Annotated in this window: 13 protein-coding genes; 3 read left to right on the top strand and 10 right to left on the bottom strand. The window is 72.9% G+C overall.

Annotated elements, in window-relative coordinates:
- Positions 1-49: 49 nt before the first annotated feature.
- Both SYYSPA8_RS15305 and SYYSPA8_RS15300 read right to left on the bottom strand, forming a co-directional pair.
- Positions 50-1,105, bottom strand: coding sequence for a polyprenyl synthetase family protein (locus tag SYYSPA8_RS15305; protein WP_323447812.1), 1,056 nt, complete (start codon positions 1,103-1,105; stop codon positions 50-52).
- Positions 1,106-1,287: 182 nt separating this feature from the next.
- Positions 1,288-2,364 carry a polyprenyl synthetase family protein gene (locus tag SYYSPA8_RS15300; protein WP_323447702.1) on the bottom strand — a complete coding sequence of 359 codons (1,077 nt, stop codon included), beginning with the start codon at positions 2,362-2,364 and terminating at the stop codon, positions 1,288-1,290.
- A 369-nt stretch (positions 2,365-2,733) separates the two neighbouring features.
- On the opposite strand from SYYSPA8_RS15300, the gene SYYSPA8_RS15295 reads away from it, so the two are divergent.
- Complete coding sequence (locus tag SYYSPA8_RS15295) at positions 2,734-3,195, top strand: ATP-binding protein (protein ID WP_407706008.1); 462 nt, start codon at positions 2,734-2,736, stop codon at positions 3,193-3,195.
- A 117-nt stretch (positions 3,196-3,312) separates the two neighbouring features.
- Here SYYSPA8_RS15295 and SYYSPA8_RS15290 read toward each other — a convergent pair whose 3' ends face one another.
- The 5 genes from SYYSPA8_RS15290 to SYYSPA8_RS15270 form a co-directional block, all read right to left on the bottom strand.
- Positions 3,313-3,471 carry a hypothetical protein gene (locus SYYSPA8_RS15290; RefSeq protein WP_323447701.1) on the bottom strand — a complete coding sequence of 53 codons (159 nt, stop codon included), beginning with the start codon at positions 3,469-3,471 and terminating at the stop codon, positions 3,313-3,315.
- A 125-nt stretch (positions 3,472-3,596) separates the two neighbouring features.
- On the bottom strand, positions 3,597-4,550 hold the full coding sequence (locus tag SYYSPA8_RS15285) for a cytochrome c oxidase assembly protein (RefSeq protein WP_323447700.1): 954 nt from the start codon (positions 4,548-4,550) through the stop codon (positions 3,597-3,599).
- A 119-nt stretch (positions 4,551-4,669) separates the two neighbouring features.
- Complete coding sequence (locus SYYSPA8_RS15280; protein ID WP_323447699.1) at positions 4,670-5,695, bottom strand: 6-phosphofructokinase; 1,026 nt, start codon at positions 5,693-5,695, stop codon at positions 4,670-4,672.
- A 183-nt stretch (positions 5,696-5,878) separates the two neighbouring features.
- Entirely contained in the window at positions 5,879-6,613 is a 735-nt protein-coding gene (locus SYYSPA8_RS15275) for a type 1 glutamine amidotransferase (RefSeq protein ID WP_323447698.1), read from the bottom strand.
- A 30-nt stretch (positions 6,614-6,643) separates the two neighbouring features.
- A complete protein-coding gene (locus SYYSPA8_RS15270) occupies positions 6,644-7,879 on the bottom strand; it encodes a Mur ligase family protein (protein WP_323447697.1) in 1,236 nt (411 codons plus the stop codon).
- A 115-nt stretch (positions 7,880-7,994) separates the two neighbouring features.
- Between SYYSPA8_RS15270 and def the strand changes: the two genes are divergently transcribed.
- Positions 7,995-8,534 (top strand): peptide deformylase, encoded by a 540-nt coding sequence (def, locus tag SYYSPA8_RS15265; protein ID WP_323447696.1) that lies wholly within the window; start codon positions 7,995-7,997, stop codon positions 8,532-8,534.
- A gap of 160 nt (positions 8,535-8,694) precedes the next feature.
- On the opposite strand, the gene SYYSPA8_RS15260 is transcribed toward def, so the two are convergent.
- Positions 8,695-9,360: a TetR family transcriptional regulator gene (locus tag SYYSPA8_RS15260; RefSeq protein ID WP_323447695.1), complete on the bottom strand. Its 666-nt coding sequence runs from the start codon at positions 9,358-9,360 to the stop codon at positions 8,695-8,697.
- Positions 9,361-9,553: 193 nt separating this feature from the next.
- Between SYYSPA8_RS15260 and SYYSPA8_RS15255 the strand changes: the two genes are divergently transcribed.
- On the top strand, positions 9,554-10,792 hold the full coding sequence (locus SYYSPA8_RS15255) for an acyl-CoA dehydrogenase family protein (RefSeq protein ID WP_323447694.1): 1,239 nt from the start codon (positions 9,554-9,556) through the stop codon (positions 10,790-10,792).
- Positions 10,793-10,891: 99 nt separating this feature from the next.
- On the opposite strand, the gene SYYSPA8_RS15250 is transcribed toward SYYSPA8_RS15255, so the two are convergent.
- Together SYYSPA8_RS15250 and SYYSPA8_RS15245 are read right to left on the bottom strand one after the other, a co-directional pair.
- A complete protein-coding gene (locus tag SYYSPA8_RS15250) occupies positions 10,892-11,377 on the bottom strand; it encodes a glutathione peroxidase (RefSeq protein ID WP_323447693.1) in 486 nt (161 codons plus the stop codon).
- Positions 11,378-11,442: 65 nt separating this feature from the next.
- Positions 11,443-12,336 carry an acyl-CoA thioesterase gene (locus SYYSPA8_RS15245; protein WP_323447692.1) on the bottom strand — a complete coding sequence of 298 codons (894 nt, stop codon included), beginning with the start codon at positions 12,334-12,336 and terminating at the stop codon, positions 11,443-11,445.
- Positions 12,337-12,370 lie beyond the last annotated feature (34 nt).

Genomic DNA, 12,370 nt, shown 5'->3' with positions numbered 1-12,370 from the left:
GGATTCGTCCGGGCGCGTCCGCGTGAACCGCCGCCGCACCGGCGGGGGTTCACGCCTCCCGTTCGACGCTCCACAGGGGCAGCGCCTCGAAGAAGGAGACGGCGTCCTCCCGCCACCGGGGCCGCCACCGGGCCGCCTCCTCCGACGCGCCCCGGGCGTAGTGCCGCATCCGGTCCCGCAGCCGGGCGTCGACACCGCGCCGCCGGGCGATCTCCCGGATCTCCGCGACCGTCTCGGCGTCGCACCCGGGAGCGCCGAGAGCGGAGGTCACCAGCGTCCGTTCCGCCCCCTCGACCGCGTCGAGGAGCGCGTTCACCGCATAGGTGCGCCGTCCGTCGCGCAGATCGGTGCCGACCGGCTTCCCGGTGACCTCCGCGTCCCCGAAGAGGTCCAGGTAGTCGTCGCGCATCTGCTCGTAGATCCCGACGAGCACCGCGTACCGGCGCAGCTCGTCCGCGTACCGCTCCGGGTCCTCGCCCGCCGCCAGCAGCCCCATCCGCAGCGGCGCCAGGATCGAGTAGCGGGCGGACTTGAACTCCGTCACGGTGTGCAGGAACTCCTCGTCGGGCACCGGCGGGAAGTCCCGTTCCAGATCGAGGAACTGACCGAGCACGGTGTCGGCCGCCGCCCGTGACTGCACCGCGGCCATCGCCCGCGCCAGCTCCGCCGGGACCGGCGCCTCCAGCAGCACCCGTACGGAGAGGAAGGCCGCCAGGTCGCCCGCGAGCACCGCGAGCCCCAGCGCGGTCCGCTCCCGCCCCGGGAAGTCGGCCCGGTACGCGTAGTACGTCGACGGGGCACCGCGCCGCAGCGGTGCGTCGTCCACGATGTCGTCGTGCACCAGACCGTGCGTGTGCAGCAGCTCGATGCTCAGTGCCGCCGCGTCGAGACCCGGCACCTCCTCGTCGGTCACCAGCCGGGCCGCCTCGTGCAGCAGCGCCACCCGCAGCCGTTTGCCGCCCCGCAGCGACTGGTCCCGCAGCAGTTCCACACAGCGTGGCGCGAACCTGCCGGTCGCCAGCGGCCCCAGCTCGTCCCGTAGCCCGTCGAAGTACGCCGCGAACCGGACATCGAAATCGCGCCGGTACCCGGCGATCCGCCGCATCGCGTCGACGGCGTCCGGCGCGGTCCGCGGTGCGGCGATCCCGGGCGCGGTGCCCTGCGGCGTGACAGTCTGCGGCGTCGCGGTCTGCGGTGTGGCGGCCTGGGGCGTGCCGGTCTGCGGTGTGGCGATCTCGGGCACGGCGGGCCTCTCTGCGGGTCGGGCGGCAGCCGCCGGAGCGGGTCTCACGCCGTGTACTGGGTGGCGGTGACGGCCAGTTTCCGCAGCGCCGCCGAGGCCCGCTCCGGCAGGCCGGCCTCCGCCAGGACCTTGAGGCACCGATCGTAACGGGCGGAGATCATCCGCTCGACGCCGTCGCGCGCGCCGGTGGCCTCCACGATCGCGCGGATCTCCGCCGCCCCGTCCTCGTCGAGGGCGGCCCGCCCCACCAGCGACCGCAGCCGCACCCGCTGCCCGGGGCCCGCGCCCGCCATCGCGAGCGCGAGCAGCACGGTGTGCTTGCCCTCCCGCAGATCGTTCAGGCCGGGCGCGCTGCGGCCGTCGGGCGAGCCGAAGACGTCCAGCAGATCGTCGCGGAGCTGGAACGCCTCGCCCAGCGGAACCCCGAACTCCGTACAGAAGCCGAGCACTTCCCCGTCCCCGCCGGCGGCCGCCACGCCGAGCTGGAGCGGCCGTTGGATGGTGCCCGCCGCCGTCTTGTACCGGATGATGCCGAGCGCCGCCTCGATGTCGTCGTCGAGGCGTTCGGTCCCGAGCAGGTCCCGGTACTGCCCGAACATGACCTCCGCCAGCATCGCGTCGTTGACCCGGTGCACCGCCGCCTGCCGCGCCTCGTCGAGACCCGCCGTGTGCAGCAGCTCCTGCGACCAGATCAGCGCCAGATTCCCCGCGAGCAGCGCCTCGCCCGCGCCGAGGCGGGCCGCGCTGTCGTGCCCGACATGGCGGGCGGCCAGCGCCCGGTGCACCGCCGGGCGGCCCCGGCGCTGCGCCGAGTCGTCGATGATGTCGTCGTGGATCAGGACGAAGGTCTGGTACAGCTCCAGCGAGGCCGCCACCCGCAGGACGGCCGACGGGTCCGGGCCGCCCCCGGCCGCGTGCCAGCCCACCACGCACAGCATCGGCCGCAGCCGCTTGCCCCCGGAGGCCAGGAAGTCCCGCAGGATCCGGACCACCTCCGGGGGATGGCCGAGACCGGCGGCCGCGGCGGCCTCGGCGGCGAGGAAATCCTCCACCAGCCGCTCGACCTGATCGCGCACGACGATCAGATCGATCGGTTCGGCGGTGTGGACGGCAGAGGTCATGGCGATCACCCTTCCAGTGCGGGACCCGGCGCGCGGCGGCTCCGACCGCCGTCGGGAACCGGGTCGTGGGACGCCCCGGGCCCGGCCCGGTGACCGGCTGGGTTGCGGCCCAGCCTCCGGAACGCCCACGTCCGGTGAACGACGCCCACCGCTCGGAGGACACGACCGGGTACGGCCCGGAATCCGGCGCCCCGGGGCATATGCCTCCGCGGTGGGGGGAGCTGTCACCCACCCGGCCGCCGCCGTCCGGGCGGCCCCGGCCGACCCGGGCTAGGCTGGTCGGTGACCCAGGAGCGACCGATGGTGACTCTCCGTATTTGAGGGCCAGGGGCCGAGGGCCCGGAGCGGTCGCGGTGAGGAGCCACCGTCATGCACACGCAGGCCGTCCGCCGGTACACCATGGAGGTACGGGCGACCACCGAGAACATCCCCCGCATCCGCCGCATCCTCGCGGCGCATCTGCGGTACTGGAAGCTGGACGGGCAGGTCGGGCCCGTCTGCCGGGCCGTGGACGAGCTGGTCGGCAATGTGGTCCGGCACGCCGAGGGCGACAAGGCCGCGTCGGTGGAGCTGCGCTGGAACGGCCGCCGCCTGATCGTGTCCGTCGCCGACGGGGATCCCCGGCTGCCCCGGCTCACCAGCGCGGGCCCGGCCCGGGGCGGTCTGGCCGCCGTCGCGCTGCTCAGCGACAGCTGGGGCACCTGCGCCACGGCGGACGGCAAGGTGATCTGGTTCAGCCGCCGGGTCAGCCGCGCCGGGGCCGCCCCGCTGACCGGGCGCGTCCCGCTGTCGACGGCGGGGGAGGGCCGGCCGCTGCCCGCCGCCCTGTGACGTACGGGAAACGAGTCGCTGTACGGGACCGGGCCGCTGTACGGGAACGAGTCGCGGTACGGGACCGGGCCGCCGTACCGGTACGGGCACCCCGCACCACGCCGGCGCCCGTACCGCTCAGGTGCCCCGTGCGGCGATCACCCCGATGGTCACCATGCCGAGCACCACCCAGCCGAACCACAGCCAGCCGTTGCTTCCGATCGTCGCGGAGTACGCGGTCACGACCACCAGGGTCGCCACCGTGAGCACCCCCATCGCCTTCGTGGATCCCGACATCCGTCCTCCTAGGACGACCACCGCCACCGAAGGTCATCGTCACCCGCGTGACCCGGTTCGCGCTACCGCCCAAAAGCCGCCGGGGCACCCCCCGGCGGGGTGCCCCGGCGGCTTCTGGGCGGATCTCAGCGCTGCTGGCGGGCGTGGAGCGAGGCGAGGTACGCGTTGTACGCCTCCAGCTCCTTGTCGCCGTCCCGGTCCGCCGCCCGGTCCATCCGCCGGGCCTGCCGCTCGTCGGAGCGGTACCACTGGAAGACCAGCGCGATCAGCACCAGCACCGAGGGGATCTCGCTGAACGCCCAGGCGATCCCGCCCGCCGCGTTCTGGTCGGCGAGCGCGTCGATGCCCAGCGAGAGCGGGGGAGCGGCGTACGCGTCGACCATCGGCTCGCTCGCCATCATCAGCGCGATGCCGAAGAAGGCGTGGAAGGGCATGCCCGCGAACAGCTCCAGCATCCGCATCACGTACCCCGGCCGGTGCGGACCCGGGTCCACGCCCATGATCGGCCAGAAGAAGACCAGACCGGTGGCGAGGAAGTGGACCATCATCGCGATGTGCCCGGTCTTCGACTCCATCAGATAGTCGAAGAGCGGCGTGAAGTAGAGCCCGTAGAGACTCGCGATGAACAGCGGGATGGTGAACGCGGGGTGCGTGACCACCTTCATATAGCGGCTGTGCAGCACGGCGAGCAGCAGCTCGCGCGGGCCCTTGCGGCCCCGGCCCGCCACCGGCAGCGCCCGCAGCGCCAGCGTCACCGGGGCGCCGAGCAGCAGCAGGATCGGCGAGACCATGCTGATGATCATGTGCTGCACCATGTGCACGCTGAACATGACCATGCCGTACTCGTTCAGCCGGGTGCACATGGCGACCAGGACGGTCAGCACCCCGGCGACGAAGAACAGGGTCCGCCCCACCTGCCAGGAGTCGCCGCGCCGGCGCAGCCGCAGCACCCCCCAGCCGTACAGGGCCAGCGCCAGCAGACAGCCGGTCAGGAAGAACGTGTCGGGGGCGAACTCCAGCCCCCGCCCCAGCGTGAACGGCGGCAGCTCCATCGATGTGCCGTGGCCGCTGTGATCCATCCGCCGGCTCCTGATTCGTACGGGATTGTGCGCTTGCCGGGGACCAGCGTAGGGGTGCCCCCGGTCGCGGTCGCGACCGGGGGCACCCCTACGGCCCAGCCCTGCCCGTACGGCTCAGCTCAGAGCACGCACTGGGCTTCGGCGTAGCGCTCGGCGGGAACGGTCTTCAGCGACTCCACCGCCCGCCCCAGCGGCACCGTCGTGATGTCCGTGCCGCGCAGCGAGGTGATCATGCCGAACTCGCCCCGGTGCGCCGCCTCCACCGCGTGCCAGCCGAACCGGGTGGCCAGGACCCGGTCGTACGCGGTGGGGGTGCCGCCGCGCTGCACATGCCCGAGGATCACGGGCCGGGCCTCCTTGCCGAGGCGGTGCTCCAACTCGGTGGAGAGCTGCCGGGCGACCCCGGCGAAGCGCTCGTGCCCGTAGACGTCCTTGCCGCCCTCGTCCCAGCGCATCGAGCCGGGCACGGGCTTGGCGCCCTCGGCCACCACCACGATCGCGAACCGCTTGCCGGCCTTGAAGCGCTCGCCGACCACCCGGGTCAGCTCCCCGATGTCGAAGGGGCGCTCGGGCACCACGATGGCGTGGGCCCCGGCCGCCATGCCGGAGTGCAGGGCGATCCAGCCGGTGTGGCGGCCCATGACCTCGACGATCAGCACCCGCTGATGGGACTCGGCGGTGGTCTTCAGCCGGTCCAGGGCCTCCGTCGCCACGCCCACGGCGGTGTCGAAGCCGAAGGTGACGTCGGTGCACGCGATGTCGTTGTCGATGGTCTTCGGCACGCCGACGATCGGCAGCCCGGCCTCGGAGAGGAGGTGGGCGGCCTTGAGGGTGCCCTCGCCGCCGATCGGGATGATCGCGTCGAGACCCAGGTCGGCGACGTGCCCCTTGGCGCGCTCGACGCCGTCGCGCAGATGCTCCGGGCGGACCCGGGAGGAGCCGAGGATGGTGCCGCCCCGGGCCAGGATCCCGCCCACGGAATCCAGGTCCAGCTTGCGGTAGTCGCACTCCAGAAGGCCCTTCCACCCGTCGTGGAAGCCGATGACCTCGTCGCCGTGGTCGACGACGGCACGGTGGACGACGGAGCGGATGACGGCGTTCAGACCGGGGCAGTCGCCCCCGGAGGTGAGCACACCAATACGCATTGCCCAGATACCTTTGCAACGTGGGCCGACACCCGGACCACGTCGTCCGGTTGGATCCCGGCCACCCTACCGGCGTGCGGCGGGTGGCACCGAATGGGGCGTCCCACCAGGTGGGACGCCCCTGCTGAGGCGCGGTCCGGGCCGGGCGGCCGACCGCGCCCGCGGTGCCTGTGGCGCCTGCGGTCAGGCCGGCTGCTGCTGGGTGGCCGTGGCGATGCGCTCGTCGCGCAGCGCCTCGTACCAGCGGTCGTCGGTCGGCGGCAGCGCGTTCACGTCGAGCGCCAGCTTCAGCAGCAGATCGGCGAACTGCGGATTGCGGGCCATGACCGGTCCGTGCAGGTAGGTGCCGAAGACCGTGTCGTGGTACGCGCCCTCGGTGCCGTCGCCGGTGCCGTTGCCCCGGCCGACCACGGTGGTGGCCAGCGGCCGGGCCGTGGGGCCGAGGTGGGTGATGCCCTGGTGGTTCTCGAAGCCGCTGAGCTGCGGCAGCCCCAGCCTCGGGTCGCACTCGGCCAGCACGTCGCCGACGCAGCGCTCGCCCTCGCCCCGGGTGGAGACCACGTCGATCAGGCCGAGGCCCTGCTCGCGCTCCCCGAGGTCGTTGATGAACTCGTGGCCCAGGATCTGGTACCCGGCGCAGACCGAGAAGATGATCGCACCGTTCTCGGCGGCCCGGTTCAGCCCGCCGTCCCGGCGCAGCCGCTCCGCGGCGAGCCGCTGCGGCCGGTCCTCACCGCCGCCGATGAGGTAGATGTCGCCCGAGGTGGGGATCGCCTGGTCGCTGCGGACGTCGATCCGCATGACGTCGAGGCCGCGCTGACGGGCCCGCCGCTCCACGACGAGGGCGTTGCCCTGGTCGCCGTAGGTGCTGAGCAGGTCCGGGTAGACCCAGACCAGACGCAGGCTGCTGTCACTCATTCTGGTTCGTCCTTCGCGTCTCATGGCGGCTCAGTTCCCTACCCGCCGGCGTACGTCCTGGAAGGCCGTGTAATTGGCGATCAGTTCGATCCGTCCCGGTGGAGCCATGGCCACGGCCTCGTCCACGGTGTCGCAGACCCGGAAGTCCAGCCCGGCGACCTCCAGACGGACGGCCAGGTCGAGCCGGCGGTCGCCGATCACGACGATCGGGTGACCCGCGAGCCGGGTGTAGTCGACGTCCCAGAGCCAGGAGGTGTCGGTGCCGTCGGCGCCGCGCGCGTTGACGGACAGGATCACCGGGGTGGGCGGCGGATCGATCAGCGAGAAGGTCTCCAGCCAGCCGGCCGGATTCTTGGCCAGCAGCAGCCGCAGCTCGCGATTCTCGAACGTGACCACGTCATAGCGGCCGGCGACGGCCTGGACGGAGTACATCCGCTCCAGCGCGACCTGCGGGGGGACCCCGAAGCAGGCGGCGACGGCTGCGGACGTGGCGGCGTTGGCCTTGTTGGCGCGGCCCGGCAGCTGGAGCCGGATCGGCCAGGCCTGGCCGTGCGGGTCGAGGACGTAGTCGCCGTTGAGGACCCAGCTGGGGGTGGGGCGGCGGAAGCCGCACTCACCGCAGAACCAGTCGTCGCCGGGGCGCTGCATCACACCGCCGCAGGCGGGGCAGGACCAGGCGTCGTCCTTCCACTCCTGGCCGGCCGCCACCCACACCACCTGGGGGGAGGAGGAGGCGGCCCAGACGATCAGCGGGTCGTCCGCGTTGGCGATCACGATCGCCTTGGAGCCCGCGAGACCCTCGCGCCACTTCTCCGCGAGCATGCGGGTCTCCGCGGCGCGGTCGAGCTGGTCGCGGGAGAGGTTGAGCAGCGCGATCGCCTTGGGCTCGACGTCGCGGGCCACACCCGCGAGGTACTTCTCGTCGACCTCGATCACCCCGAAGCGGGATTCCGAGCCGCCCGCCAGCGCCGAGGTGATCCCGGCGGGCATGTTGGCGCCGAGCGCGTTGGAGACCACCGGGCCCGCGGCGCGCAGGGCCTCCGCGATCAGCCGGGTGGTGGTGGTCTTGCCGTTGGTGGCGGACACGAGGACGACGTCCAGGTGCTGCGCCAGCCGCCCGAGCAGGTCCGGGTCGAGCTTGAGCGCGACCCGGCCGCCGATCACCGAGCCACTGCCGCGTCCGGCCGCGCGGGATACCGCCGCCGCGGCTCTGCCTGCCGTCACGGCGAGCTTGGCGCGCGGCGACAGCTCCGAGTTGCCTGACATCGTCCTTGATCCTCCTTGCATCGGTCGGCCCCAGCCTATCCAGGTCCGGGGCGAGGCCCGAACCTCGGCACCCGGCGGGAGCGGGCACACCCCCGCCGAACGTAGGCTTGACGCCATGCGAAACCGGCTGATCCCCGGCAGTTCCGGACTCGTGCGGCCCCTGGGCCCGCTCGGGGACGCGGTGCTGCACACGCCCTGTGAGAGTGTCACGGACTTCGGTCCGGCGCTCGGGAAACTCATCGAGGACATGTTCGCGACGATGTACGCGGCGAACGGAGTGGGCCTCGCGGCGAACCAGGTGGGCGTGGGGCTGCGGGTGTTCGTCTACGACTGCCCCGACGACGAGGACGTGCGCCACGTCGGACACATCGTCAACCCCCGGCTGGTGGCGGCCGACGGGGTGGAGCTGAGCGGGCCCGAGGGCTGTCTGTCGCTGCCCGGTCTGGAGGCGCCGGTGGAGCGGTACGACCGCGCGGTCGTCGAGGGCGTCCGCGCCGACGGCACGCCGGTCACCGTCGAGGGGACGGGCTTCTTCGCCCGCTGTCTCCAGCACGAGTGCGACCACCTCGACGGGACGGTCTACCGGGACCGGGTCCAGGGGTGGCGCAGGGCCCGGCTGGAGCGGGCGATCCGCCGCGCCCCCTGGTCCTCCTGAGCCCCCTGGCTCCTCCTGAGAGCCCGGGTCCTCCTGAGCCCCCTGGCTCCACCTGGGCGCCCGGCTCCTCCTGGGCTCTCCCGGCCCGCCTGAGTCCCCCCGCCCTCCCGGACATCCCCGGCCCTTCTGAGCCCCGGCCCCGGGAGGGCCCGACGCATGCTCAGAACCCCGGGCCGCCCGCGCGGTCCGGGACGGCGGCGATCCGCCCCCAGAGCAGATCGGTGAGGCTGTGCACCAGTTCGGCGCGGGTGCAGGGGCGCTCGCCGAGCCACCAGTCCCCGGCGGCGTGCATCATGCCGACGATCCCGTGGCCCCAGACACGGGCCAGCCGCTCGCCCTCCGGCCCCAGGTCCACCCGCTCGTGGATCACCTGCGCCAGCTCCTCGCCGAGCCGCCGCAGCAGCGGGGCCGAGTGCCGGCCCACGTCGAAACCGGCCTCCGGGCCGCCGGACTCGGCCGGCGCGGCCGGGGTCTCCGCCGGGTGCATCAGAAAGCGGTACACCTGGGGCCGGGTCTCGATGGCCGCGAGGTAGGTGTCGAGCGTGGCCGCCACCCGCTCCCGGCGCTCCGCGGGCGCGTCCAGCGCCGCCCGCAGGGAGTCCAGCAGGGCGTCGGTGTGCCGCTTCGCCAGCGCCCGGTACAGCCCGCCCTTGTCGCCGAAGTGCCGGTACAGGATCGGCTTGGTGATGCCGGCCTCGGCCGCGATGGCGTTCATCGACGCCTTCGGGCCGTCCCGGAGGACCACCCGGTCCGCCGCTTCCAGCAGTTCCCGCCGCCGTTGATCGGCCGGCCGGTCCTGATCGGAGGACCGCTGTGTGGTCGCCATAGGTGCTTCTCCCCGCCCGAGCGATTGCGTCACGCCTGCGCAAACTAACACCCCGTCCGCCCGCTCCGGGCATCGACCGGGACCGGTTGACATGCGCTACCGCCCGGTAGTGGAACTCCCCGCCCTCAAGCGTTACCGCTGGTAACGTAGGCGCCCGGCGACGCGTGCGCGGCCGACGACGGCTGGAGGGGACATGTCCGGTTTCACGCTGGAACTCAACGACGACCAGAAGCAGCTGCGCGAGTGGCTGCACGGCTTCGCCGACCGGGTGATCCGCCCGGCGGCGGCCGAGTGGGACGAGCGCGAGGAGACCCCCTGGCCCGTGATCCAGGAGGCGGCCAGGGCCGGCATCTACTCCCTCGACTTCTACGCCCGGCAGTTCTTCGATCCCACCGGCCTCGGCATCCCCCTGGCGATGGAGGAGCTGTTCTGGGGCGACGCGGGGATCGCCCTCTCCATCGTCGGCACCGGCCTCGCCGCCGTCGGCGTCCTCGCCAACGGCACCGACGAGCAGATCGGCACCTGGATCCCCCAGATGTACGGGGACGCGGACGACGTACGGGTCGCGGCCTTCTGCTCCTCCGAACCGGACGCCGGCTCCGACGTCGGCGCCATGCGCACCCGGGCGCGGTACGAGGCGGCCACCGACGAGTGGGTCATCGACGGCACCAAGACCTGGGCCACCAACGGCGGCATCGCCCAGGTCCATGTCGTCGTCGCCGTCGTCGACCCCGGCCTCGGGGTCAAGGGCCACGCCTCCTTCATCGTGCCGCCCGGCACCCCGGGGCTCAGCCAGGGCCAGAAGTTCCGCAAGCACGGCATCCGCGCCTCCCACACCGCCGAGGTCGTCCTCGACGGGGTCCGCGTCCCCGGCCACTGCCTCCTCGGCGGCAAGGAGAAGCTGGACGAACGCCTCGCCCGCGCCCGCGAGGCCCGCCGCGCCGAGCCCGGCCCCGGCGCCGCACGGGTCAGGAATGCCGCCATGGCCACCTTCGAGGCATCCCGCCCCGCCGTCGGCGCGATGGCCGTCGGCACCGCCCGCGCCGCCTACGAGACCGCGCTCGACTACGCCCGCACCCGCACCCAGTTCGGCCGCCCGATCATCGACAACCAGGGCATCGCCTTCCAACTCGCCGACATGCGCACCCGCATCGACGCGGCCCGCCTCCTGGTCTGGCGCGCGTCCTGGATGGCCGCCACCGGCAAGCCCTTCACCTCCGCCGAGGGCTCGATGTCCAAGCTGTACGCCAGCGAGACGGCCAAGGAGGTCACCGCCGGGGCCATCCAGATCCTGGGCGGCAACGGCTACACCCGGGAGTATCCGGTCGAACGCATGCACAGGGACGCCGCGATCTACACCATCTTCGAGGGGACCAGCGAGATCCAGCGCCTCGTCATCGCCCGCACGCTGGCGGGGGTCCCGATCCGCTGACGGGCCGCCGACGGGTCGCCGACGGTGGCGGGCGCCCGCCACCGTCGACAGGCCGTCACAGGGCAGCCCGCTCGGGGCAGGGGCCTCGACCCAGCGGCCTCAGAGCAGCGCCTCGATCGCCGCGACCACTTCGGGAGCCTGCGGATCCGTCCCCGGACGGATCCGCGCCACCACCGCGCCGTCCGCGTCGATCAGGAACTTCTCGAAGTTCCACTGCACGTCCCCGGCCTCGCCCGAGGCATCCGCGACCGCCGTCAGCTCCGCGTACAGGGGATGCCGGCCCGCCCCGTTCACCTCGGCCTTCTCCAGCAGCGGGAACGTCACCCCGTACGTCGCCGAACAGAACGCCGCGATCTCCTCCGCGCTCCCCGGCTCCTGCCCGGCGAACTGGTTGCACGGGACGCCGACGACCGTGAGACCGCGCCCCCCGTACGTCTGCTGAAGCCCTTCCAGACCCGTGTACTGGGGGGTCAGACCGCACTGGGAGGCCACGTTCACCACCAGGACGGCCCGGCCCCGCCAGGCGCCCAGCGTGGTCGGCTCACCCGTCAGGGTGCGCAGCGGGATGTCGTACAGGGTCGCCATGCGCATGCTCCTCGTTCAAAGCGATGTTCACACCGATGTCCGCACCGATGTCCGCACCGATGGGGTCAGGAGGACGGACCCGCCGCGCCCAGCGGACGGAACAGGCCCTCCTGGACCACCGATACCAGCAGGGATCCTGCCCGGTCGTAGATCCGGCCACGCGCCAGTCCCCGTCCCCCGTGCGAGATCGGCGACTCCTGGTCGTACAGGAACCACTCGTCCGCACGGAACGGCCGGTGGAACCACATCGCGTGGTCCAGCGACGCCATGTCGAACCCCCGCCGTCCCCACAGGGGTTCGACCGGGATCCGGACCGCGTCCAGCAGCGTCATGTCGCTCGCGTACGTCAGCGCGCACGTGTGCACCAGCGGATCGTCGCCCAGCGGACCCACCGCCCGCATCCACACCGCGCTGCGCGGATCGGACTCCTTCTCCTTGATCTCCCCCGGCGTCCAGCGCAGCCGCTCCGTGTAACGGATGTCGAAGGGCTGCCGCCGGGCCATCCGCTCCAGCGCCTCCGGGAGCGCGCCCAGCCGCTCCCGGATCTCCTCCGCCACCGTCGGCAGCGTCTCCGGGTCCGGGAAATCCAGCCGGGGCGGCAGCTGGTGCTCGATGCTGCCCTCCTCCGGCCGGTGGAACGACGCCGTCAGATTGAAGATCGTCCGGCCCTCCTGGACCGCCGTCACCCGGCGGGTCGTGAACGAACGGCCGTCCCGGACCCGCTCCACCTGGTAGACGATCGGCACCCCCGGCCGGCCCGGCCGCAGGAAGTACGCGTGCAGGGAGTGCACCGGGCGCTCCCCGTCCGTGGTGCGCCCGGCCGCGACCAGCGCCTGGCCCGCGACCTGCCCGCCGAAGACCCGTTGCAGGGACTCGTCCGGGCTGAGCCCCCGGAAGATGTTGACCTCGATCCGCTCCAGATCGAGCAGATCCACCAGACGCTCGGCCGGATTCGTCATGTCGGACGTGTCTCCTCGTGGTCCTCGTGCTGCG

Origin of the sequence: Streptomyces yaizuensis (assembly GCF_034961445.1) — a bacterium.
Classification (GTDB): Bacteria; Actinomycetota; Actinomycetes; order Streptomycetales; family Streptomycetaceae; genus Streptomyces; species Streptomyces yaizuensis.
This window is presented reverse-complemented; position numbering and strand designations above follow the sequence as displayed.